Source organism: Aminobacter sp. BA135 (assembly GCF_050859125.1).
Taxonomy (GTDB): Bacteria; Pseudomonadota; Alphaproteobacteria; order Rhizobiales; family Rhizobiaceae; genus Aminobacter; species Aminobacter ciceronei.
The window spans coordinates 834005-856891 of sequence record NZ_CP139572.1; the positions used below are offsets into that span (position 1 = coordinate 834005).

Genomic DNA, 22887 nt, shown 5'->3' on the forward strand with positions numbered 1-22887 from the left:
CTGCCGCGTTCTATTCGTTTTCGTCGTCCGTGACGCGAAAGATGATCTGCTTGGCGACCGATGAGCACAGCACGACAAACAGGCCGATACCGACCAGAGCGAAGAAGATGGTGAAGAGCTTGCCGAGTGCCGTGTGCGGCGCAAGATCGCCATAGCCGACGGTGGCGAGGGTCATGACCGAGAAGTAGATCGCGTCCAGATAGCTCCAGCCTTCAATCCAGACGTAGAAGACGGACGCCACGGCGACGAGCGTCGAGGTGACGACCAGCAGGATGCGGACCTGCGGATCGGCGAACGCATCGCGCATGCCGCGTGCAAGCGAGGTCAGATGCCATATTGCATGGTGCTTCTTGGGATGCCGGTCCATCGCTTGCCTCCGCCCAGACGGGCATCAAAGCAAGCCGGTCGGCTCCCGTCCAGCGCGGCGGCCGATTACAACAGCGCCTCCAGCCCGGCGAACAGCCGCGCGATACCAGCTTCCGTCGTGACGGTGCCGGGCGACAGGCGCAGGATGCGGCCACGGCAATCGGTGAAAACACCATGTTCGCGCAGGCCGTTGACGATTGTCGCCGTGTCGGTTTGCTCGGGCAGGCGCAGCATGATGCTGCCGCCGCGCCGCTTTTCGTCGCGCGGGCTGGCAAGCGCCAGGCCCATCTCGTCGGCCCTGGCGATGATCGCGGCGCCGAGCTTGCGGTTGTGGGCGAGCAGTGCTGTCTTGTCCTGCGCTGCGTGCCATTCCAGCGCCGGCACCGAGCCGATGCAGGCCAGTGCCGACGGCGTACCGTGGTCGAAGCGGCGGGCATCCGGCGCATAGGCGAAGGCGTCGAGATCCCAGGAGAAGATGTTGTCCTGGCTGAACCAGCCGCGCAGTTCGGGCCGGCATTCCCTGAGCAAGGGCTCTGCGACATGGATGATGCCGGCGCCCGGCGTGCCGCAGAGCCATTTGAGGCTCGTCGACAGGGTGAAATCGACCACCGGTGCGTCGACGTTGAACGGGATCAGCCCGACGCCCTGGGTGATGTCGACGCCGACGAGGCTGCCCATCTCTCGGCCATGGGCCACAAACCGGTTGAGGTCGCAGCGGTGCGAAGAAGTCGAGGTCACCTGCGTCAGGAGCGCCAGGCCGACGTCCGCGCCCCATGATGCGATGACGTCGTCGTCCTGCACCCAGCTTTCGCCGTCCCGCATTGGCACGGTGTCGAGCGTGAAGCCGAAGCGCGGCGCAAGACCGGCGAGCAAGAAATGCAGGCTCGGAAAGCAGTCTGCCGTCACCAGCACGCGGCGACCGGCAAGATGATGGGCTGAAAGCGCTCCGATCAGGCTGTAGAGCGCGGTGGTGACGTTCTCAGCCGAGGTCAGCGTTCCCTTCGGCGCTCCGATCAGATCGCTCCAGAGGTCGATGAAGCGCTGGCGCTTGCCGAGCGCCCGCATCCACTGACCGTCGTCGAAGGCGCCCCAGCTGGCGGCGAATTCGGACAACCCAGCCGTCATGGCTTCGGCCTTGCCGGGATACATACCGATCGAATGGTAGAGGAAGTAGGCGGAGCCGTCTGGCGTTGTCATGGTGCGGATTTCCGTATTGCTTTCGCGGGCTCAGCGCGCCGTCATCTGGCGCTTGCCGCGTTCCTCGAGGAAGCTCACCAGCCTGACCAGCGGCAGCAGGAAGACGAGATAGAGTGCGGCAGCACCGATCAGCGGGGTCGGGTTGGCCATCAGCGCCTGTGCGTCCGTCGCCTGCTTCAACAGGTCGGGCATGGCGACAACCGAGGCGAGCGCCGTGTCCTTGAAGATCGAGACGCAGTTGCTGGTCAGCGGCGGGATGATGACACGCAGCGCCTGTGGCAGGATCACCGTGCGCATCGTCGTCCAGAAGCCGATGCCCAGCGCAGAGGCCGCCTCGAACTGTCCCTTTGGCACGTTTTCGATGCCGGCGCGGCAGACCTCCGCGGTAAACGCCGAGAGCACCAGCGACAGTGCCAGCGTCGCTGCGGTGAAAGACGAGAAGCGGATGCCGACGAAGGGCAGCGCGTAATAGATCAGGATCAGCAGCACCAGGATGGGCATCGCCCTGAGGAAATCGACATAAGCGATGGCGACGTAGCGCACCGGCTTCGGCCCGTAGAGCCGCATCAGGCAGACGAGCAGCCCGGCCGCGCCGCCGAAGACGATGCTGGCGACGCCGAGAAGAATGGTGTTGCCGACACCCCGCATGAGCATCGGAAAACTGCGGACCAGTATGTCCCAGTTGAAGAAGGTGGTGATCAGGTCCATGGCGAGGTCCGGGCGCGGGACGCCGCGGCCTTGGGGGCCGCAGCGTCGTTTCAACTGTTTGCCGGTCGAGCCGTTGGCTCACTCGGCCTTGGGCAGCGGCATCGAGGTTGTCGTGCTGGTGCCCGCGTCCGGTTCGACGCCGAACCACTTCTTGTGGATCGCGGCCATCGTGCCGTCAGCCTTCATCGCCGAGACGGCGTCGTTGGCGGCGACGATGGCAGGATGGTCCTTGCGCGCCATCATGGCGAAGCGCTCGCCGGTGGGAATGCGCACCAGCACCTTGAAGCCCGGCGTCTTGGTCATGGCATACTGGAAGCCGGCGAGTTCACCGGCACCGCCATCGACGCGCTGGGCCTGGATGTCGAGCAGAAGGTCCTGCTGGGCGTTGTAGCTGCGTACTTCGGCGAGGCCGAGTTTCTCGGTGTTTTCCTTGGCCCAGGCTTCGCCCGTCGTGCCGGCGACGACGCCGATGACCTTGCCCTTCAGCCCGTCTAGGCCGGTGATGTCGGACGCTTCGCGGCCGATGACCGTGCCGTCGCCGTCATAATAGGGCTGGGTGAAGGACTGGTTCTGCAGGCGCTCGTTATTGACCGAGATCGACGACACGGCGAAGTCGATGCGGCCCGAGCTTGAGGCGGCGAAGAGCGCCTGGAAGCCCATGTCCTGGAATTCGACCGGACGCCCCAGGCGCTTGGCGACCTCTGTCGCGACATCGATCTCGAAACCCTCGAAGCTGCCGCTTTCGGTCTTGAACTCCCATGGCGGATTGGCGGGGTAGGCGCCGACGACGAGCTTTTCCTGGGCGACGGCCGGTGCCGCCAGTGCGAGCGCAAATGCAACGGCCATGCCGGCCGCTAGTTTAGAGAATGCCAATTTTCTTCCTCCCTTGGATCGATTGATGCGGCAGGCGACGCGATTGCCGGTCGCAAGCCACTGCATCAAGCCTTTAAGTATGCATAGGCATATGGCTAACGACGGCTCCTTGTCCGTCACGGCCACCGCCGCGACTTATGCGGCTCGCCGTGTCGGCGGCTGCCGAATGTGGCCGGATGTACCTGTTCTTCCCTGGCGGGCGTCAATGCGTCGCAATCGTTGCCGATGCGCGAGCGCGCGATCAAATCCTGCCCGGATGCCTCCTCCGTCCTCCTCCACAAGATATTTGCATTTGCATTTAAATTTGTCCAGAGGGTGTTGGCGGGCGACCCTGCGATGAGCCAGCGTTGGCGCTGGTCGGCCATCGGCGCGCCGGCGCAAACGAAAACGGCCGCGGATCGCGTTGACGATCCACGGCGGCTTGAATGCGGAGAGGGTAATGGGGTCAGGCGCGGCTGAGCGCCATCACGCCTGTTTCGGTGCCGGTCAACCGACGCGAACGACCGTCGGCGCCGACGACCATCTGGATGCGGCGTCGCTCCGACGAAAACAGCTTCGACGTCGACACGTCCACCGGCGGATTGAAGGCGACGGTGACACGCCAGAGATCCGGCTTGATCGTCTCCTCGAGGCCGATGACGCGTCCCTTGGCCGGGTTGCCGTTAAAGGTGCCCGACACCGCCTCGCCGACGGCGAAGGGGACGCCGCCCGTGGTCACTTCGGCCCTGGTGTCGTTGGGACGCGCGGCCAGCGTGTTCCAGTCGCGCACGCCTTCCTGACGGGCGACGAGTTCAAGCGCCTTGGCGTGGCTGATGGCGATGCCTTCGCTGGCCAGCGCGTCGCGCAGCCTGCGGGCATTGGTTTTGTAGTCGTGACCTGTGGTCATGGTTTCGCTCCTTCGCGATGCGCGAACGGCGTGGTGAAAGTCGGGAGCCCGCATTGCCGCTTCGGCCGTCGCATCGACAGGGAAACGAAATTTACGAAGGGAAGCTTCACCGGGGCCTTGCGGCTGCGGGCGGCAGGGGCTCCCCGCCCTTGACCGCCCTCAGATAGGAAGTACAGGGCGCGCCGTCAATGAGGGCGCGCTGGAGGCCGGGTCGGCGGCCCCTGTTCAGGCGGCCCCTGGTCAGGCGGCTTTGTCCCACACCGGGGCCAGCCCGCCGGGACTGACGATGCGCCCGCCAGGTGTGGCCAGGGCATGGATCGCCGCCATCTCGTCCGCCGACAGGTCGAAATCGAAGATGGCGAAATTCTCGGGCAGGCGCGACAGCGTCGACGTCTTGGTCAGTGTCACGACGCCGTCCTGCTGCACCAGCCAGTGTAGCACCACCTGAGCTGCCGTCTTGCCGTGGCTGGCGCCGATCGCTTTCAGAACGGGATCGGAGATCACCTTGCCGTCGGCCATGGCGTAGTAGGCGGTGACCGACATGCCGGCCTTGCGCGCGGCTTGGAGCACCGCGGTCTGGTCGAGGTAGGGGTGGTATTCGACCTGGTTGGTCACCAGCTTGGCGTCACTCAGCTTCATTGCCTCGGCCATCAGTGTGGTGTTGAAGTTGCTGACGCCGATATGGCGTACCTTGCCCGCCTTTTTCACCTCGTTCAGCACGCCGATCTGCTCGGCCAGCGGCACCGCGTCGTTCGGCCAATGCAGCAGCAGCAGGTCGACATTGTCGGTGCGGAGCTTCTTCAGGCTGTCGTCGACCGACTTCACGAAGGCATCGCGCTGGTACTTGTCGACCCAGACCTTGGTGGTCAGGAAGATGTCCGAACGTGCCACGCCCGAGGCGGCGATAGCCTGGCCGACTTCGGCCTCGTTGCCATAGATCTGGGCGGTGTCGATGTGGCGAAAGCCCTTGCGGATCGCTTCAGGCACCACTTCGAGGACTTCTGCGCCGGGCATGCGGAAGGTGCCGAAGCCCAGGGCAGGAATTGTCGCGCCATTGGCGGTAACGAATTTCATGATGTTCTCCTTGAGGGACGTTAGGGGAGAGGAAATTGGGGGCGGTGGGAAATTCGGACGGATGGCTCCGCCCCTTAGGTAGGTCGGCAGTGAAACCGGTCAATCAACTTAAGCCGGTTGGCACAGCGGTTCCTGGCGCCGGTCGAGCGCGCCACTCCATACCGTCAGCACGAAGGCACCGGCCACCAGCACAGCACCCACCCATGGCGTGGCGCCAAGGCCGAGCGGCGAGGCGACAACCAAGCCGCCGATCCAGGCGCCCAGTGCGATGCCGAGATTGAAAGAGGCGATGTTGAGCGCCGAGGCGACGTCGACGGCGCCCGGGCGATGCTCCTTGGCCAGTTGCACGACGTAGAGCTGCAGGCCCGGCACATTGGCAAAAGACAGGAAGCCGAGTGCTGCCAGCGTTGCCAGCGTCCACACGGGCGAAAGCGCGGTGAAGGAAAACAGCACCAGCACCATGGTCTGCAACGCAAACAGCACGATCAGCGCCTTGACCGGGTTGCGGTCGGCGATGCGTCCACCGGCAATGTTGCCGATGGCGATGGCGAGACCGTAGAGCACCAGGATCAGGCTGACGCTCGAAGCCTGGAAGCCGGTGACCTGTTCTAGGATCGAGGCGAGATAGGTGAAGGTGACGAAGGTGCCGCCATAACCGAGCGCGGTCATTGCAAACACCAGCAGCAGCCGGCCGGAACCGAGCACGCGGACCTGGTCGAGCAGGCTGGACGGTGCGGCCTTGTTGAGGGTCGAGGGCAGCAGGGCAGCGATACCGACGAAGGCGATGACGCCGAGCAGCGAGACGCCCCAGAAGGTGGCGCGCCAGCCGAAGGTCTGGCCGATGAAAGTGCCGAGCGGCACACCCGTGACGATCGCCACCGTCAGGCCCATGAACATCATGGCGATCGCCGAGGCGCGGCGGTTTTCCGGCACCAGATCGGCGGCAATGGTGGCGCCGACCGAGAAGAACACGCCATGGGCAAAGGCCGACAGCACGCGCGCGACCAGCAGCAGCTCGTAGCTGGGGCTCAGCGCTGCCGCCGTGTTGCCGACGACGAACAGCGCCATCAGCCCGAGCAGCAGCGGCTTGCGTTCGATCCGGCCGGTAAGTGCCGTCAGCACCGGCGCGCCGAAAGTGACGCCCAGCGCGTAGACGCTGACGATCAGGCCGGCGAGCGGCAGAGTGATGTGAAGATCCTGGGCCACCGTCGGCAACAGCCCGACGATGACGAATTCGGTCGTGCCGATCGCATAGGCGGCGATGGTGAGCGCGAAGATGGCTAGGGGCATGTCGTGCACCGTTCCCGAGTTGAATGGGCGGCCTGCGCCGCGGTTGATCCGTGGCTGCATATGGGGCAAGGGCACTTGCGCAATAATGCGCGATGATGGACGAATACTTGTGAATTTGATTCATAAGAGGCCAGTCATGGACAATCGCGCCGGTGAGATGGAGGTCTTCGTCCGGGCCGTCTCGCTGAAGAGCTTCTCCGCCGCCGGCCGGCAGCTCGGCCTGTCGCCGTCGGCGGTCAGCAAGCTGATCACGCGCATCGAGGACAGGCTGGGCACCCGCCTCGTCGTGCGTTCGACGCGGAGCCTGCAGCTCACCCCGGAAGGTGAAGTCTATCTCGATCGCGCCGCCCGCATCCTCGGCGAGATCGAGGAGGCCGAACGTATCGTCGCCGGCGGCGCGAACGCGGTGCCGCGCGGCCTGCTCAGGGTCAGCGCCTCGGTCGCTTTCGGCGCCAGCCATGTCGTGCCCCACATCGCCGAGTTTCTGGCGCTTTATCCCGAGGTCGAACTCGACCTGTCGCTGACCGACAGCGTCATCGACCTCTACGAAGAGCGCGCCGACATCGCCATCCGGTCCGGCAAGCTGCGCGATTCATCGCTGAAGGCGCGCAAGATTCTGGAAATCCGCCGCGTCGTCGTTGCCTCGCCTGCCTATCTGGAAAGGCGTGGCGTGCCGGAAAGACCGGCCGATCTGGTTGGCCACAACTGCCTGCGCTTCAACTTCCTGCGCAACCGCGACGAATGGATGTTTTGCGACCCGGCAACCGGTGAGACCTTCGCACAGCGCATCGGCGGCAACCTGCTTGCCAACAACGGCCCAAGCCTGCGCCGGCTCTGCCTCGACGGCGTCGGCCTGATCCGCAGCGGCCGCTTCCAGGTCCAGGCCGACATCGACGCCGGCACGCTAGTGCCGGTGCTCGAAGCCTACAACCCCGAGGACATAGAGATGATCCACGCCGTTTTCGCCGGCCATGGTCACCTTGCCGCGCGCATCCGCGCTTTCATCGATTTCCTCGCCGATAAGTCGCGCACAGGCTAACGCCATTGTTTCGGCGGATAGGCGCACTACCTTCGTGAGGCGCGGTTGTTTCGCGCGGAAAATGTGCTGGTGGCGAAGATGGCGAGATCGAAACGGGCTCTGATGGTGGCGGGCATTCTGCTTGCCGGCGTAATGCAGGCGCATGCCATCGACCTGCCCGGCCAGCCCGACCAAAACCAGCTTGCCCGCGAAGGCCGCATCAACGAGCTGCAGATCCTGCAAAGCCGGCAAGGCCGCGCCGATTTCCAGGCCGAGCAGCAGCGGCTGCGTGAGCAGGACCGCCAGATCGTGATACCGCAGATGCAGCGGCCCGAAATTCCGGTGATGAAGTCGAACTGCCAGATCGAGCTCTACGGAAACATCTATCGCCGCGTCTGCCGCTGAGCGACAGTCGCCCGTCAGCTACCGCGCTGCCACCTGCTCGGCCAGCACCCCGTCGAGCCTGTCGTATCCGGCCTCGACGCCCTTGGCCATGCCGATGGCGATCGCGCCGTCCCTGGCCTCGCGGGAGCTGTAGAGCACGGTGTTGACAGAAATGGTGCGGCGGTCCCTTTCGGTCAGCACCAGGGTCGAGCGCGCCTCACCGTCGGTCCAGTCCATGTCGAACAGCTCGACGCTGACGATCCTTTCCGGCCGGGCGATCTCGCGATAGGTTCCGGTCATGCCCATGTCTCGGCCGTCGTCGTGGCGCCAGACAAAGCGGTACCTGCCGCCGACGCTGAGGTCGATCTCGCAGACGGCAAACGACCAGCCGTCGGGCCCGGTCATCCAGCGTTTCAGCAAAGCGGGAATTGTCCAGCAGTCGAACACCAGCTCGCGCGGCGCGTCGAACACACGCGTCATGGCGATCTCACGGTCGCTCGGCGTCGTCACTTCCAGTCTGTGGCTCATCGTCGTTTCTTCTCCTCGCTTCCGCTTCAGGCTTTGCCCTGGTTCGCCTGCAGATCGGCGAGCAGCGCGTCGAGACGCTTGTAGTTGCCCTCCCAGACCTTTCGGTACTCGTCGAGCCAGCCGGTCACTTCTGCCAGCGCCTCGCCCTTGATGCGGCAAGGCCTGCGCTGGGCGTCGCGGCCGCGCGAGATCAGCCCGGCGCGCTCCAGCACCTTGAGATGTTTTGAAATCGCCGGCTGGCTCATGGCAAAGGGTTCGGCCAGCTCCATCACCGAAACCTCGCCGGTCATCAGTCGCGCCAGGATCGCCCGCCGTGTCGGATCGGCCAGTGCGGTAAAGGTCGCGTCAAGGCGTTCGGACGGGGTCATGGTGCTGCTCTCTCATTCTATAACTAAAAGGTTATATAGAATGAGAGAGCCCGTCAAGCTTGGCCGAGAAAAGGCAGGCGCAACGCCGACCTATCCCTCCCCTTTTTTGGGGAAGGATCCAGGGTGGGAGCCTCGTCGAGCACGTCCGTGCCCGTGGGCTCTCAGCACAGGCGGCAGAAACGCGTCACGCCGCCTTGCGCGTCTTCTTGGCGTGAACGTTCTGGTTCATGCGGAACATGTTGTCGGGGTCGTATTTGCGCTTCACTTCGAGCAGCCTGCTGTAGTTGGCGCCATAAGCCGCCTCGACACGATCGGCCTCATCAGCCGGCATGAAGTTGATGTAGGCGGTGCCGACAGCCTGCGGCCGCGTCGCTTCATAGATGTTGCGGGCCCAGCCGATGCAGGCCTTGTCCATCGACGCTTCGCGCCAGCGCGCATGCACGTTCATGACGAAGTGCGAATTGCGCTGCGGAAAAGCCGTCGCATCGGTCGCCACCCGCCCGGCAGCGCCGCCGACATGGCCGACGAAAATTTCGCATTCCGGCCCCGGCAAGGCACGGATCGCGCTGTCGAGCATGTCGATGGTGGTATCTTCCAGATCGATGAAGTCGTGGCTCTTCCAGTAGTTGCGCGCGCCGGGCGCAAGCAGCGGATCGAACGCCATCTGCCATCCGGCGAACGGGTTCGGCCCGACGACGTCGACGATTGGCTGGCCGATGCCGCGCAAGGCAGCGGTCGCCTTCTCGCCGGCCTCGAGCTCGCCGCACCAGCACATCGCCAGCACCAGCACCTCCTTGCCGTGCCATTGCGCCGGCAGGAACGGCAGCGGCGGCGCCTGACGCATGACGGTCCAGCAGGTCAGCTCGTCGGGCGCGTCCTCGAGCGCCTCGCGATATTGCCGAAGCACCGATTTGGCCTCCTCGAAAGGATGCACGACCAACCCGGACAGCACCTGCGGACCCAGCTTGTGCAGCTTGAACTCGAAGGCGGTGACGACGCCGAAATTGCCGCCGCCGCCGCGTATCGCCCAGAACAGGTCGGGATGCTCGGCCGTGCTTGCCCGCACCAGTTCGCCATCCGCCGTCACCACGTCGGCCGACAGCAGATTGTCGATGGTCAGGCCGAGCTTGCGTGTTGTCCAGCCGAAGCCGCCGCCCAGCGTCAGCCCCGAAATGCCTGTCGTCGAGTTGATGCCGGTCGGCACGATAAGGCCGAATGCCTGCGTCTCCTTGTCGACATCGGCGAGGATAGCGCCCGGCTCGACCCAGGCTCGCCGCGCGACCCTGTCGACACGTACCGATTTCATCTGGGAGAGATCGATCATGAGGCCGCCGTCGCACACGGCACTGCCGGCGATGTTGTGGCCGCCGCCGCGCACCGAGACCAGCAGCTTGTTGTCATGCGCAAACTTGACCGCGGCGATGACGTCGCTGGCGCCGATACAGCGCACCACAAGGCCGGGGCGACGGTCGATCATGGCGTTCCAGACGGTACGCGCGTCGTCATAGCCGGCATCGCCGGCATTCAGCACTTGGCCACGCAGGCTTGCTGCGAAAGCATCGAGGACAGGCGCGCTCACCGTCGCCAGCCCGCCGTCAAGGGTCGTGAGGTTCAGGTCGTTCATGGAGCTTTCCTCCGCTCAGAGAAAAGGCCTCCTCTTGCACCGCAAGCCATCGATTGTGCGCCTGAGCCGTTCGATGGACAAGAACAAGGGCGGGCCTGTTGCGGAAAAGTGATTGGCATGCGGCGTCGCCGCCCGAACCGTGCCGGTCGGCTTCGCGTCTTGCCGTAACGAATCCCAGTCGCCATAGTGTCAAACAGCTCAGCTAACTGAGTGCTTCGAACCCGGCGAAATCGGAGACCAATCAAACGATGGGGTGCAGGGGCAGCGACATCGACAAGAGGGCGCTGCAAGTTGGTGCTGGTAGACAAAAGCTGAATTCCAGGCTGCGGATGCCCAGGCTTGTTGGCTGGGCAGGGGCGGGAACACCGCTGCTTGCAAGCCTTCTCACCTGCCATCAGGCGCTCGCGGCCGACGACCGCATGATGCTCCTCGACCATGACGGGCTGGCCATTCGCATGCATCTGCAGGCTGGTCTGAACGTAGTCGCCGAGCACAATGTGTTCTGGAACTACGCCGATTCATTCGCGCCGTCGGCCGGTTTCGATTCAAACAAGACCTGGCTCGAAGGCTACATCCTGCCAGGGCTCAGCTTCACCCAGGAGCTCGGTGGGGTAGTGGCCTATGGCAAGGTCTCGGCCGTCGCCTCGGGCACGCTCGGCATCGATGCCTACGCAACCGGCAACACCGGCCGCATCACACTCGAAGAAGGCTATCTCGGCCTGCGGTCGGACGAAAAGAGCGATCCGTCCTTCGATCTGTCGGTCGGGCCGCGCGCGTTCAAGGCTGGTACCGGCATGCTGCTCGCCAATGGCGGATCCAGCGGTTTTGATCGCGGCGCGCTCAAGCTTGGCCCTCGCAAGGCCTGGGAAATGGCATCGATCGGCCGCTTCGGTTTTGATAATTTCACGGGCACGGCCTTCTATCTCGATGCCAATGAGCAGAACGAGAGCGACAGCCACACCAGAATCGCCGGCGGTGATTTTCGCTATGACGGCGAAAACAACAGCTTTGCCGGCCTGACCTTTGGCCATGTGCTCAAGTCCGACTCGCCTTACCCCCAGGCAGCCCCCGGCGGCGTTGGCGCACCGACGCTTGTTGCCAATGGTCGTGAGGGCCTGAACTTCGTCAATGTCTATGGCCGGGCCATTCCGTTCGGCGACAGCTTCGAAAATTTCTTCGTCGCCGGTGATTTCGCCTATCAATGGAACGAAGACATCGACATGCGGGCGTGGGGCGGTCGCATCCAGGTCGGCTACACCTTCGCCGAATACTCCTGGGCGCCGACGATCTCCTATTCGTACCAGACCTTCTCGGGCGATGATCCGTCGACGTCGCGGCTCGAACGCTTCGACCCGCTCTATTACGAGGGCAGTCCGAGTTCCTGGTCGACCGGGTCGAAGTCGTCGATGGTGTTCATCAATTCGAACGTCAACGCCCATCAGCTCAGCCTGCGCGTCACGCCGACCGAGCGCGACACGCTGACCTTGCGCTATGCCCATATCAGCGCCAACGAGCTGCGCAGCCCGATCCAGTTCGGTCAGGGCACGCATCTCGAGATCATCAACGGCGTTCCCAATCCGGTTGCGGGCGTCTCTGCCAAGCACCTCTCGGACGACATCTTCCTCGAATACAACCGCGTGCTGAACCCCAACACCTATCTGACCGCCGGGTTCAGCGTTTCATTTCCGGGTCCCGGAGCCGACTCCGTCGTCAGTTTCGATGCACCAGTCTGGACAGGAGGCTTCGTCAATGTGGTCGTCAATTTCTGAGCCCGGGACGTGTACAAGACCGGCCTGCTTCGCGTTTGTCGCGCTCGTTGCGGCAGTGCTTGCCGGGGCGACACCGTCGATCTCCCATGCACAGGAGGCAAAAGTGCCGTCAGCCGCCGAGTCCGATCCCGTCAGGCTCGGCTGGATGGTCGGTTCGCCGCCACCGGCCGACAAGATCATCCGATTCACCGATCCGGACTATTTCAGCTTCCCCAAGATGCGCTGGACCGTCTGCAACTTTCGCCAGCTGATGCCGACAGTCAATGTCAGCCGCGGGCTTGGCGCGCCGGTTCTGCTTGAACGCAAGCCGGATGAGACCATCGACGCGGTGACGTTCACCCCGCTCGGCGGCGGCCCCGAGATGACCTGGGAGCAGTCGCTCGCCGCCAACTACACCGACGGCATCGTTGTCCTGCATGAGGGCAAGATCGTCTACGAGCGCTATTTCGGCTGCCTCGGCGATGCCGGCCAGCACGGCGCGATGTCGGTCACCAAGTCGCTTACCGGCCTGCTCGGCGAGGTTCTGGTCGCTGAAGGCAAGCTCGACGAGAACGCCAAGGTGGCATCGGTCGTGCCCGAGCTCGCCAACAGCGCATTCGGCGACGCCACCGTCAAGCAGGTGCTGGAGATGACCACCGGCCTGCGCTACAGCGAGGACTACGCCGACCCCGACGCCGACGTCTGGACCTATTCGGCGGCCGGCAGTCCGTTGCCCAAGCCAGAGGGCTATACCGGGCCGCGCAGCTACTTCGAATATCTGCAGACGGTGCGCAAGGAAGGCGAGCACGGCTCGGCCTTCGGATACAAGACCATCAACACCGACGCGCTTGGCTGGATCGTCGCGCGTGTCACCGGCAAATCCGTCGCCCAGTTCATGTCGGAGCGGATCTGGAGCAAGATGGGGGCCGAGCAGGACGCCTACTACACCGTCGATTCCACCGGCACGCCCTTTGCCGGCGGTGGTTTCAACGCCGGCCTGCGCGACATGGCACGGCTGGGCGAGCTGCTTCTCGACGACGGCGTCGTCAACGGCCAGCGCCTGATACCCGAGGCGGCGATCGCCCGCATCCGCGCCGGCGGCGACAAGTCGGCGTTCGAAAAGGCTGGCTATCAGTTGCTCAAGGGCTGGAGCTATCGCGGCATGTGGTGGATCTCCAACAACGACCACGGCGCCTACATGGCGCGCGGGGTGCATGGCCAGGCGCTCTACATCGACCCCAAGGCGCGTGTCGTCATCGCCCGCTTCGCCTCGCATCCAACGGCGGGGAACGCTGCCAACGACCCGACTTCGCTGCCGGCCTATGAAGCGGTGGCCCGCTATCTGATGAAGCAGTAAGGCAAGCGAGCCGCGCTCCGGCCAACCCTGGATGGGTTGGCCGGTGCGGCGTTTGCGGACAGGTCGCCGCTTTCAGGTTGCCGGCTAGCCGAGCATCACCACGTCCAGCTGCGACATCCGCTCCGGATCGGCGACAGCGTCGATGCCAACGATCCTGTCTCCGTCGACGGTGAGAAGCAGCACCACCTTGATCTTGCCCATGGGGGCGACCACCAGTCCGATCGCGCCGTTGACGAGGGCGGGCAGAGCGGCCTGCGCCCGGCCGTTGAAGTTGCCGGCCACCGCGTGCGCTCCGCGCAGCTCGGCAATGGAACCGAGATGTGCGGCAACGGCATCGGCGCGGAACACGACGTCGGGATCGAGCACGGCAAGCAAGCCGGCGAAATCGCCGCCGCGCGATGCAACGAGAAAAGCGTCGACAACCTGCCGCTGGCGTGTCCGGTCGGGGGCGCGCGTTTCGTCGCTGCCCTGGACCCGGCGCCGGGCCCGGCTCGCGAGCTGACGGGCTGCGACCGGCGTGCGCTCGATGATGGGCGCTATGTCGTCGAAGGACAGGTCGAACATGTCGTGCAGTACAAAAGCGATGCGCTCGGCCGGTGCCAGCTTCTCCAGTACCACCAGCAGTGCCAGGCCGACGGCGTCGGCCATCGCCAGCTCGCGTTCGGGATCGACGGCAGGGGCATCGTCGGCAATCTCGTCGGGCCCTTCGGTGTCGAGCGGCTCCTCGCGCCGCGACTTGCGCCGGCGCAGCATGTCGAGGCAGACGCGCGCCACCACTGTCGTCAGCCATCCCGAGAGATTGTCGATGTCGTCGGTGTCGGTGCGCGCCAGGCGCAGCCAGGTCTCCTGCACCGCGTCCTCGGCCTCGCTGGCCGAGCCCAGCATGCGGTAGGCGACGGCCCGGAGATGGCCGCGCTTCTCTGCAAATTTGTCGGCCAGAAAATTCTCTTCGTTCATCGGTCACATTCCCTGCTGCTGTTCCGTCAAGGCCATGACGAACGAATCCCGGCCGATGTGACACGAGACCGGTTCAAGGGCAGCGGCGTCAATAACGTCAGGCGTAAAGCCGGAACAACAACTGAGATTCGAGGAGAATTCCCATGCAAGCTCGTATGACCAACCCCGCCATCGTCCTGCCCGAAGCCATGCAGGCGCTGTTTGCGCTCAACAAGGTGACCGAGAGGGATGGCCTGCCCGAAGTGACGCGCAAGCTGGTCCACCTGCGCGCCAGCCAGATCAACAGCTGTAGCGTGTGCGTGCACATGCATTCGCTCGAACTGAGAAAGCTGGGCGAGAAGGATGACCGCATCTTCGCCGTCGCCGCCTGGCGTGACACGCCCTGGTTCACGCCGGCCGAGCGCGCCGCACTGGCGCTTACCGAAGCCGTCACCCGCATCGCCGACAAGTCCGACCCGGTGCCGGACGATGTCTGGGAAGAGGCTGTCAGCCACTATGACGAGAAGACGATTTCGGCGCTGCTTCTCTGCATCGCGGCGATCAACGTCTGGAACCGCCTCAATGCCGCGGTGCGGCAGGTCGCGGGCGCTGCCTGGAACTGACGGTTCACGTCGTGCGCTCCCTCATCCTGCGCCTGTCGAAGGGTGAGGGACAGGTACGCTAAACCACCGCGCGGCGATAAAGATGCCAGGTAGCATGGCCCAGCACCGGCAGCACCACCAGGAGGCCGAGAAAAAAGGGCAAGCAGGCTGCCAGCACCGCAACCGTCACCACCAAGCCCCAGCCGAGCATGACAAGCGGGCTCGCCAGCACCGCGCGGATCGATGTCAGCATGGCGGTGACGAAGTCGATTTCGCGGTCGAGCAGTATCGGGATTGAGATGACCGTGATGGAATACAGTACCAGCGCCAGTGCCGCACCCTCGATATGGCCGATACCGAGGAAGATCCAGCCCTGGTTGGTGGTCAACACAAGATCGGCGAAGCGGTCGAGCGTGGCGTAGGACATGCGGCCGAGAATCAGCGCCATCAGCAGCCTGATCTGGTACATCCAGACCCAGAACACGAACAGCATGACGAAAGCCATCCACGACACTTCGCGTCGGCGCTGGGCCCAGATCACGTTGAGGACCTGTCCAAGCGTTGGCTGGTGCCCGGCCTCCATTTGGCGGCTTGCCTCATAGAATCCGACGGCGGCGAAGGGCCCGACCAGCGGGAAGCCGATCGCGAACGGATAGATCAGCCATGGGGCGTGCAGCACCAGCAGGGACGTTGTAATTGCCAAGCCGATCACCACGAAGACCAGCGCAATGGCGAGCCCGATGCGCGGGCTCCGGGCGAAGTCGGCGGCGCCCTCCGCCAGGCTCTGCCTGATGTCGGCTACGGTCAGTGCGCGCACTTCCGGCGGCCTGGCCGGGCGCCTGGCGTGGGTGTCCATATCCGCCATTCGTCCTCCCTCGCCCCGCGCTGCATCCGACCCGCAGTGATCTATCTGCGTGGCAACGCGACTTCCCGCATTGATCGAGATCAATGCGGGAGTGTTTCCGCATTAGACGTCTCGTTCACGTGTCGAACACGCTGCACTCACGCCTGCATGGCAAGCTCGCCGGGTCATGTCAGTAGACGGGAGGCCGAGATGGCTTACTCAGTGCATTCCAGCCACGGACAGCGGACGGCGGATCTGACGATCCGGTTTCTCCAGGCAACTGCACGCCGTATCGCGGCAGCCGAGTTGTGGTATCGCCGTGCCCAGAGCCGGCGGATCATCGCGGCACTCAGCCCGGAGCAGATGAAGGACATCGGCTACCCTGCCGTTGATGCCATTCCCAGCCTCGACGTCGAGGCTGGTCTCATGACCAGACTGCAATCGATGCGATAACGAACCGTCGCGGGCAACACGTCGCGGGGTGGCGGTCGCCGGGCCGGCATGCCGCGACGGCGATGGCCGTCGCGTTAGGTCCCTGGCGCCTGCGTCAGGGCGATGGCCGTGCCGACGATCAGCATGGCTGCCAGACCTTGCAGCACGCTGACAACGACGCTGAGCAGCGCGCGGCCGAGATCGAGGTCGAGATTGCGGGCAAACCAGCGCGTTTCCACCGTCACGTACCAGACGACGGCAACGACCAGCAGCAGCAGCGCCGCGACGCTCGCGATGCTGTTGTGGACGCGCCACACCACGCCCGCCAGGCTGACGCCGAGGGCGAAGGGTGCGGCGACATAACACTGGCTGTAGAACGGCGGCTTCAAGGTTGCCCTGTCGATCCGGGCGCCGCGAAAGCGCAACAGCTTCACCGCCATCAGCAGCGGGAAGACGCTGAAGACGACGGCGCGAAAGATCAGAAGGTTGGAGTCGCTGGCGAGCATCGACGGCGCCACCCAGGAACGATCGCTGATGAAACCGAGCTCCAGGCCATGCACGATCAGCAGCGTCAGTAGCAGGAACATCGGCGGGCTCATCGTGTCCTGGTACTGCTCTTCCACGTCGTCGGACAGCTCGACATTGGCATAGCGCATCATCTTGTCGGGATCGCGCAATGCTCGCCACATCGTCAGCGGGTAAAACAGCAGCCACGACACGACCTCGTAGAGCAGTTCCTCGATCGATTTCAGCAGTCGCATGAAGTCCATGCGTCGCTCCTTCGCAGAGTGGTCCGCGCGGCATGATGACGGCGGGAATAGGTGAAGGGAAGGCCCGGGTGGCCGCTACAACCGCTTCAGGCGAAACCGCTGCCTGTATTGCGCCGGCGTAATGCCGGTATGGCGCCGGAACAGCCGGCGGAAGAACGCGGGATCCTCGTAGCCGACTGTCTCGGCGATTTCGTCCGTCGCGTCAGCGGTGGCCTCCAGCATCTGTTTGGCCTCCTCGATGCGCAGGCTTTGCACATAATCGACAGGCGTGTAGCCGGTCGCCGCCTTGAAGCGGCGCTTGAAGGTGCGTTCGGGCAGGCCGCTTTCGGCGACCATGCGCGTCACCGGATTGGCGCAGGCGTAGTTGTCGGCGATCCAGAGCTGGCAGCTGCCGATCGCCGCATCCTCGTGGCGCCTGGGCTTGGCCATCGCGGCGAAAGGCAACTGGCCGTCGCTGCGGTCGCCGAGCAGGAACACTTTTGCGATGCGCGCTGCTTCCTCCCTGCCGCTGTAGCGCGCGATGAGGTGCAGTGCGAGGTCTTCCCAGGACGACGCGCCGCCGGTGGTGATCAGCTGTCCCTCAGGGTCCATGTCGCAGACGATGCGCTCGGGCCGGAATCGCACCAATGGATAGTTGTCGCGGAAGATGTCGGCGGCGATCCAATGCGAGGCTGCGTCCTTGCCGTCGAGCAGCCCCGCCTCGGCGAGGAAGATCGAGCCTGTGCACACCGAGCAGATGGTGGCGCCGGCGGACAGCTGCGCCCGGACCCATTCCATCTCATCGCCCCATCCGAGCGCCGCGCCACCCTCGAGCGGCAGCGCCAGGTCGGTGACGATCACCACGTCTGTATTCTCTGTGTCGGCGAATGTCGCATGTGGCTGGATCGGTGTGCCGATGGCGCAGGTGAACGCCTCCTTGCTTCGTGCCACGATCTCGGCTGAGATGCGCCGTGCCCTGGTCTGCTGCCCGGTCAGCCTGTCCCAGATCGAGCCCACGGCCGACAGCACCTCGAACAGCCCGTATACCGCCGCCGGTGTCGTCTGCGGCAAGGCAAGCAGGCTGATGCGGAGGGGGTCGGCCTGGGTTTTCATGTGCCATCAGTGGCACGTATGCCTCGTTTTTGTCCAGTATCGCTCTCGCGATCCGACTTCGACGTCCCTAGTGTCCGTCCAAGCCGCCCAGCGGGCGCGAGGAGATCGAAATGCCAGATCAGATCAACACGACCAGCCGGCGCCGCTTCCTGCTCTCCGCAGCAGCGCTCGCCGTTTTCGGCGCAACCCCGGGGAGTAAGGCGATGGCCAGCGAAACCACCACAAAGACCGTCCGTGCCAATGGCGTCGAGATTGTCACCGAAGCCTTCGGCGATCCTTCGGCGCCGCCCGTGCTGCTGATCATGGGCGCCATGGCCTCGATGCTGTGGTGGCCGGAGGATTTCTGCCGCCAGATCGCTGCCAGCGGCCGCTATGTCATCCGCTACGACAACCGGGACACCGGGTTGTCGACCAAGTTCGCGCCTGGCAAGCCACCCTATTCGATGGACGACATGGCCCAAGACGCCATCGCTGTGCTCGACGCCTACGGCATCGAAAAGGCTCATGTCGTCGGCATGTCGCTCGGTGGCATGATCGCCCAGATCCTGGCGCTCTCGGCGCCTGGCCGCGTCGCCTCGCTGACGCTGGTGTCGACGACGCCCATCGGCCTCGATCTCGACTTGCCGCCGCCGAGCCCTGCATACATGGAGCATGCCGCGACGGGCGAAAGCGTCGACTGGTCGGACCGCGCCCAGGCGACCGGCTTCATTGCCGGCGAGGCCCGGGTGATCGCAAGCACTACCCATCCGCATGACGCGGTGAAGACTCTTTCCTTCATCGAACGTGACTACGATCGCTCCGGTGGCTACCTCTCGGCGACCAACCACTTCATGCTCGCCGGCGGCGAAGCGGTGAAGGGCAAGCTTCCCGGCCTGAACATGCCGCTTACCGTTATCCATGGCACTGCCGACCCGATCTTCCAGATCGTCCACGGCAAGGCGATCGCCGACGCGGTCAAGGGCTCGACATATGTCGTCGTCGAAGGCGGCGGCCATGAGCTTCATGAGGACGACTGGGGCATCGTCATCCCGGCCATCGCCAAGAACAGTGCTGCGCCGCGCTGAGGTGCAGGCACATCGCCCGGAAGCGTCCGGTGAAGCGCCCGGTTCCGCCGGGCGCGCCTTGGGCCAGACCACGCCGATCGCGCGGACAGCGGCCATAACAGGCGCGAAACCCGTTCACGGCATCCGCCCGGGCGGCTATAGCAGTGCATCGCCGATGCATTGGAGCCTGACATGACCGCCACCACCGACACCGTGCTCGACCGCTTCCTGCGCTACGTCGTCATCGACACCCAGTCCGATGCGAGCTCGCCGACCCAGCCCTCGACCGAGAAGCAGAAGAACCTCGGCCGCCTGCTCGTCGAAGAGCTTCTGGCGATCGGCCTCAGCGACGCCCATCTCGACGAGCATGGTTATGTTTACGCCACTGTGCCGGCCAACACCCAAAAGCAGGTTCCGGTCATCTGCTTCTGCTCGCATATGGACACCGCGCCCGATTTCACCGGCACCAACGTCAAGCCGCAGATCCTCCGCAACTATGCCGGCGGCGACATCCGGCTCACAGGCGACCCGCAGCAGGTCATCCGCGTGACCGAGCATCCCGAGCTGAAGAACCAGATCGGCAATGACATCGTCACCACAGACGGCACCACGCTGCTCGGCGCCGACGACAAGGCCGGCATCGCCGAGATCATCACGGCAGCACAGTTCCTCATCGCCAATCCCGATATCAAGCACGGCGCGGTCAAGCTTTTGTTCACCGCCGACGAGGAGATCGGCCGCGGTGTCGACAAGGTCGACTTCGCCAAGCTCGGCGCCACATTCGCCTACACCATGGACGGGGAGACCGCCGGCCATATCGAGGACGAGACCTTTTCCGCCGACGGCGTCGAGATCGCCATTTCAGGCGTCGCCATCCATCCCGGTTTCGCCAAGGGCCGCATGGAAAACGCCATCAAGATCGTTGGCGCCATTGTCGACCAGCTGCCGAAGGAGCTTTCGCCCGAAACCACCGAGGGCCGCGAAGGCTTCCTCCACCCCACCGCTTTGTCGGGCTCGATGGAAAAGGCCGCGCTCAGCCTGATCGTGCGCGACTTCACCGAAGCAGGCCTCGCCGCCAAGGAAAAACTGCTCGAAGACATCGTCAAGGACGTGCTGAAAGCCTATCCCGGCTCTTCCTACAGCTTCACCGTCAAGGAGCAGTACCGCAACATGAAGGTGGTGCTCGACCGCCATCCCGAGATCGTCGAAAACGCCCTCGAAGCCGTCCGCCGCGCCGGCATGGAGCCAGTGCGCGGCAGCATCCGCGGCGGCACCGACGGCTCGCGCCTGTCCTTCATGGGCCTGCCCTGCCCCAACATCTTCGCCGGCGGCCACGCCTTCCACTCCCCGCTGGAATGGGTCAGCCGCCAGGATATGGAAAAGGCGGTGAAGACGATCGTGGAATTGGCGAAGGTGTGGGAGGAGAGGGCGTAGGGGGGAGGCAGCGCCAGGCACGACTGTTGGGGTGTGGATCCCCTGACCTGCGCGGTTTCGCCGCTTCGAGCACGAGCAGGGCGTTGCCGCCGATCGGCACGACTCCGGTGCTTCCCTCTCCCGGTAAGGTAAGGGCCTATCGAAACAGAATCCCTAGATCACGTTCAGTTCGCGGAACGGTCGCCCCTCCGCGATGCGCTGATAGCCGAAGGCCGAGCAGTCGATGGAGTGGTAGGCGCCGTGGACCAGAAGCTCGGCCAGCGCCTTGCCGACCGCCGGCGCCTGCTGCAGGCCGTGGCCGGAAAAGCCGTTGGCGAAGATGAAGTTTGTGACCTCGGGATGCGGACCGATGACGGCGTTCTGGTCGAGCGCGTTGTAGTCGTAATGCCCGACCCAGGCTTGGGTTGCCTTGATTGCCTCGAAGGCCGGAACGCGGGAGGCCAGCACCGGCCAGATCACCTCCTCGAACAGGCCCCAGTCGGGGTTGAAATCGTTGACGTCGGCTGCCTGCTCGCCGTCCTCGCTCTCGGCGCCGCCCGTGATGTAGACCGAGCCCTCGGGGCGGACATAGACGCCGGAGGGGTCGACCATTAGCGGCATGTCGGCGAATTTTTCGCGCGCTTCGAAGACGAAGACGTTGCGCTTGCGCGGCTCGACCGGCAACACCAGCCCAGCCATGGCCGACACCCTGCCGGCATTCGGCCCGGCGGCGTTGAATAGCGTGCCGGCCTCCAGCCGCTCGCCATTGGCAAGCGTGACCGCCGCGACACGGTTGCCGACACGCTCGATGCCCGTCACCTCTGCGGTGATCAGGTCGATGTTTTTGGTCTTCAGCGCCTTGCGGAACAGGCCGAGCATGGCGTGGGCGTCGAACCAGCCTTCGCCTGACAGCCCATAGGCGCCGGCGGAAATGCCCTGGGTCGAGATCCAGGAGAAGCGTTTCTGCAGCTGCTCGGCGTCCTCGAGCACGATGTCGGCACCCTCGGCCATCTGGGCCTCGTGGTTCGCCCTGAGGATCGGCAGGCCGCTGTCGCCGGCGAGGATCAGGTAGCCGCCCTCACGGAAGCCGATATCGGCGTCTGAGCCGAACTCCTCCTTGAGCCGCCGGAACAGGCCAAGCGTGAACTGCGACAGGCGGATGTTCTCGGGGATCGAGAATTGCTGGCGGATCGAGGCGCAGGACAATGTGGTCGCGGCATGGGCGAATTGCGGGTCGCGCTCGACAAGCGCGATCGAGCCGGTGAAACCCTCCTCGCGCAGATAATAGGCGATCGAGCTGCCGACGATCGCGCCGCCTGTGATGACCACGTCGTAGCGTGCCATGGAGTGTTCCCGTCTGTCTGTGATGGAGGACAAAAGCAGTTACGCCGTCGTCCGGCAAGGACTTGCAAGGGCCAGCATTGCCGGGCAAGAAGACCAGATGCAACATTCCCTGCCCCGCCCGCGCCGCTCGGTGCTGTTCGTTCCCGCCACCAACGAAAAGGCGATCGCCAAGCTTGCGCAGCTTGCCTGCGACACCGTCATCTTCGACCTGGAAGATGCCGTGCTGCCCGAGCAGAAAGCCGCGGCGCGCGACAGGCTGGCAAAATTCTTCGCCGAACGGCCGGCAGGCGTGCGTGAATATGTCGTGCGCATCAATGGGCTGAAAAGTCCGTGGGGCGCGGACGATCTTGCTGCCGCCAGCGGCTGGGCCACCGATGGCGTTGTGCTGCCCAAGATCGAGACGCCGCGCGACCTGCTCGAAGCCAATGACGTGCTCGACGAGGCCGATGCGCCCGACACGCTCAAGCTCTGGGCGATGATCGAGACGCCGCGGGCGCTGGTCAATCTCGCGGCCATCTCCGAGCTTGGCCGTGATCCTTCGGCACGGCTGTCATGCCTGATCGCCGGGCTCAACGACCTTGCCAAGGACACCGGCGTCAAGCTCACGCCGGACCGCCGCTATATCCAGCCCTGGCTGATGCAGATGGTGCTTTGCGCGCGAGCCGGCGGGATCGACATGCTCGACAGCGTGTCCAACGATTTCCGCGATCTCGACGCCTTCGCCGCCGAATGCGGCGAGGCCGCCGCCATGGGATTCTCGGGCAAGACCGTCATCCACCCGGCCCAGATCGGCCCGGCCAATGCGGCGTTCTCGCCGTCGGTCGAGGCACTTGCCGAAGCGCGCGCCGTCGTCGATGCCTTCGCGCTTCCTGAGAATGCGTCCTCAGGTGTAATCTCGCTCGGCGGCAAGATGGTCGAAAGGCTGCACCTTGCGGAGGCCGAGCGGCTTCTGGCGCGGGCAGCGCAGCTCGAAAGCCTCAGGCACTGAAA

24 protein-coding genes are annotated in these 22887 nt (G+C 64.6%); 9 read left to right on the forward strand and 15 right to left on the reverse strand.

Features of this window, described 5'->3' with window-relative positions; all coding sequences use genetic code 11:
• Positions 1-10: 10 nt before the first annotated feature.
• The 7 genes from SLT36_RS04000 to SLT36_RS04030 form a co-directional block, all read right to left on the reverse strand.
• Positions 11-367: a potassium channel family protein gene (locus SLT36_RS04000; protein ID WP_432285942.1), complete on the reverse strand. Its 357-nt coding sequence runs from the start codon at positions 365-367 to the stop codon at positions 11-13.
• Between the two features lie 65 nt (positions 368-432).
• Positions 433-1563 (reverse strand): aminotransferase class V-fold PLP-dependent enzyme, encoded by a 1131-nt coding sequence (locus SLT36_RS04005; protein ID WP_432285943.1) that lies wholly within the window; start codon positions 1561-1563, stop codon positions 433-435.
• A 30-nt stretch (positions 1564-1593) separates the two neighbouring features.
• Entirely contained in the window at positions 1594-2271 is a 678-nt protein-coding gene (locus SLT36_RS04010) for an amino acid ABC transporter permease (RefSeq protein WP_067955897.1), read from the reverse strand.
• Between the two features lie 78 nt (positions 2272-2349).
• Positions 2350-3117 carry an ABC transporter substrate-binding protein gene (locus SLT36_RS04015; protein WP_432285944.1) on the reverse strand — a complete coding sequence of 256 codons (768 nt, stop codon included), beginning with the start codon at positions 3115-3117 and terminating at the stop codon, positions 2350-2352.
• A 472-nt stretch (positions 3118-3589) separates the two neighbouring features.
• The gene (locus SLT36_RS04020) at positions 3590-4030 is read right to left on the reverse strand and encodes a glyoxalase superfamily protein (protein ID WP_432285945.1); all 441 of its coding nucleotides are present in this window, start codon (positions 4028-4030) and stop codon (positions 3590-3592) included.
• A 240-nt stretch (positions 4031-4270) separates the two neighbouring features.
• A complete protein-coding gene (locus SLT36_RS04025) occupies positions 4271-5104 on the reverse strand; it encodes an aldo/keto reductase (RefSeq protein ID WP_432285946.1) in 834 nt (277 codons plus the stop codon).
• A 108-nt stretch (positions 5105-5212) separates the two neighbouring features.
• Positions 5213-6394, reverse strand: a complete 1182-nt coding sequence (locus SLT36_RS04030; protein WP_432285947.1) for an MFS transporter — start codon at positions 6392-6394, stop codon at positions 5213-5215.
• 136 nt (positions 6395-6530) lie between these two features.
• Here SLT36_RS04030 and SLT36_RS04035 point away from each other — a divergent pair, with 136 nt between their 5' ends.
• Complete coding sequence (locus SLT36_RS04035) at positions 6531-7433, forward strand: LysR family transcriptional regulator (protein WP_432285948.1); 903 nt, start codon at positions 6531-6533, stop codon at positions 7431-7433.
• Between the two features lie 78 nt (positions 7434-7511).
• A complete protein-coding gene (locus SLT36_RS04040; RefSeq protein ID WP_432285949.1) occupies positions 7512-7817 on the forward strand; it encodes a hypothetical protein in 306 nt (101 codons plus the stop codon).
• Positions 7818-7835: 18 nt separating this feature from the next.
• Here SLT36_RS04040 and SLT36_RS04045 read toward each other — a convergent pair whose 3' ends face one another.
• The 3 genes from SLT36_RS04045 to SLT36_RS04055 all read right to left on the reverse strand — a co-directional run bounded on the left by SLT36_RS04045 (position 7836) and on the right by SLT36_RS04055 (position 10316).
• Positions 7836-8324, reverse strand: coding sequence for an SRPBCC family protein (locus SLT36_RS04045; RefSeq protein WP_432285951.1), 489 nt, complete (start codon positions 8322-8324; stop codon positions 7836-7838).
• Between the two features lie 26 nt (positions 8325-8350).
• Complete coding sequence (locus SLT36_RS04050) at positions 8351-8692, reverse strand: ArsR/SmtB family transcription factor (RefSeq protein WP_432285952.1); 342 nt, start codon at positions 8690-8692, stop codon at positions 8351-8353.
• Between the two features lie 184 nt (positions 8693-8876).
• A complete protein-coding gene (locus tag SLT36_RS04055; protein ID WP_432285953.1) occupies positions 8877-10316 on the reverse strand; it encodes an FAD-binding oxidoreductase in 1440 nt (479 codons plus the stop codon).
• A 329-nt stretch (positions 10317-10645) separates the two neighbouring features.
• Here SLT36_RS04055 and SLT36_RS04060 point away from each other — a divergent pair, with 329 nt between their 5' ends.
• Positions 10646-12085, forward strand: coding sequence for an alginate export family protein (locus SLT36_RS04060; RefSeq protein WP_432285954.1), 1440 nt, complete (start codon positions 10646-10648; stop codon positions 12083-12085).
• A 103-nt stretch (positions 12086-12188) separates the two neighbouring features.
• Positions 12189-13421 (forward strand): serine hydrolase domain-containing protein, encoded by a 1233-nt coding sequence (locus tag SLT36_RS04065; RefSeq protein ID WP_432285955.1) that lies wholly within the window; start codon positions 12189-12191, stop codon positions 13419-13421.
• An 84-nt stretch (positions 13422-13505) separates the two neighbouring features.
• Here SLT36_RS04065 and SLT36_RS04070 read toward each other — a convergent pair whose 3' ends face one another.
• Positions 13506-14378 (reverse strand): sigma-70 family RNA polymerase sigma factor, encoded by an 873-nt coding sequence (locus SLT36_RS04070; RefSeq protein WP_432285956.1) that lies wholly within the window; start codon positions 14376-14378, stop codon positions 13506-13508.
• 143 nt (positions 14379-14521) lie between these two features.
• Between SLT36_RS04070 and SLT36_RS04075 the strand changes: the two genes are divergently transcribed.
• Positions 14522-14980, forward strand: a complete 459-nt coding sequence (locus tag SLT36_RS04075; protein ID WP_432285957.1) for a carboxymuconolactone decarboxylase family protein — start codon at positions 14522-14524, stop codon at positions 14978-14980.
• Positions 14981-15038: 58 nt separating this feature from the next.
• Here SLT36_RS04075 and SLT36_RS04080 read toward each other — a convergent pair whose 3' ends face one another.
• Complete coding sequence (locus SLT36_RS04080; protein ID WP_432285958.1) at positions 15039-15824, reverse strand: DUF2189 domain-containing protein; 786 nt, start codon at positions 15822-15824, stop codon at positions 15039-15041.
• Between the two features lie 189 nt (positions 15825-16013).
• On the opposite strand from SLT36_RS04080, the gene SLT36_RS04085 reads away from it, so the two are divergent.
• A complete protein-coding gene (locus SLT36_RS04085) occupies positions 16014-16256 on the forward strand; it encodes a DUF1127 domain-containing protein (RefSeq protein WP_432285959.1) in 243 nt (80 codons plus the stop codon).
• Between the two features lie 74 nt (positions 16257-16330).
• Here SLT36_RS04085 and SLT36_RS04090 read toward each other — a convergent pair whose 3' ends face one another.
• On the reverse strand, positions 16331-17005 hold the full coding sequence (locus tag SLT36_RS04090; protein WP_432285960.1) for a permease: 675 nt from the start codon (positions 17003-17005) through the stop codon (positions 16331-16333).
• A 75-nt stretch (positions 17006-17080) separates the two neighbouring features.
• Entirely contained in the window at positions 17081-18097 is a 1017-nt protein-coding gene (locus SLT36_RS04095; protein WP_432285961.1) for a GlxA family transcriptional regulator, read from the reverse strand.
• 203 nt (positions 18098-18300) lie between these two features.
• Between SLT36_RS04095 and SLT36_RS04100 the strand changes: the two genes are divergently transcribed.
• Both SLT36_RS04100 and pepT read left to right on the forward strand, forming a co-directional pair.
• Entirely contained in the window at positions 18301-19161 is an 861-nt protein-coding gene (locus SLT36_RS04100; protein WP_432288235.1) for an alpha/beta fold hydrolase, read from the forward strand.
• Between the two features lie 171 nt (positions 19162-19332).
• The gene (gene pepT, locus SLT36_RS04105; protein ID WP_432285962.1) at positions 19333-20574 is read left to right on the forward strand and encodes a peptidase T; all 1242 of its coding nucleotides are present in this window, start codon (positions 19333-19335) and stop codon (positions 20572-20574) included.
• Between the two features lie 153 nt (positions 20575-20727).
• On the opposite strand, the gene SLT36_RS04110 is transcribed toward pepT, so the two are convergent.
• Positions 20728-21897: an NAD(P)/FAD-dependent oxidoreductase gene (locus SLT36_RS04110; protein ID WP_432285963.1), complete on the reverse strand. Its 1170-nt coding sequence runs from the start codon at positions 21895-21897 to the stop codon at positions 20728-20730.
• Between the two features lie 97 nt (positions 21898-21994).
• Here SLT36_RS04110 and SLT36_RS04115 point away from each other — a divergent pair, with 97 nt between their 5' ends.
• Positions 21995-22885, forward strand: a complete 891-nt coding sequence (locus SLT36_RS04115; protein WP_432285964.1) for an HpcH/HpaI aldolase/citrate lyase family protein — start codon at positions 21995-21997, stop codon at positions 22883-22885.
• Positions 22886-22887: the final 2 nt, after the last annotated feature.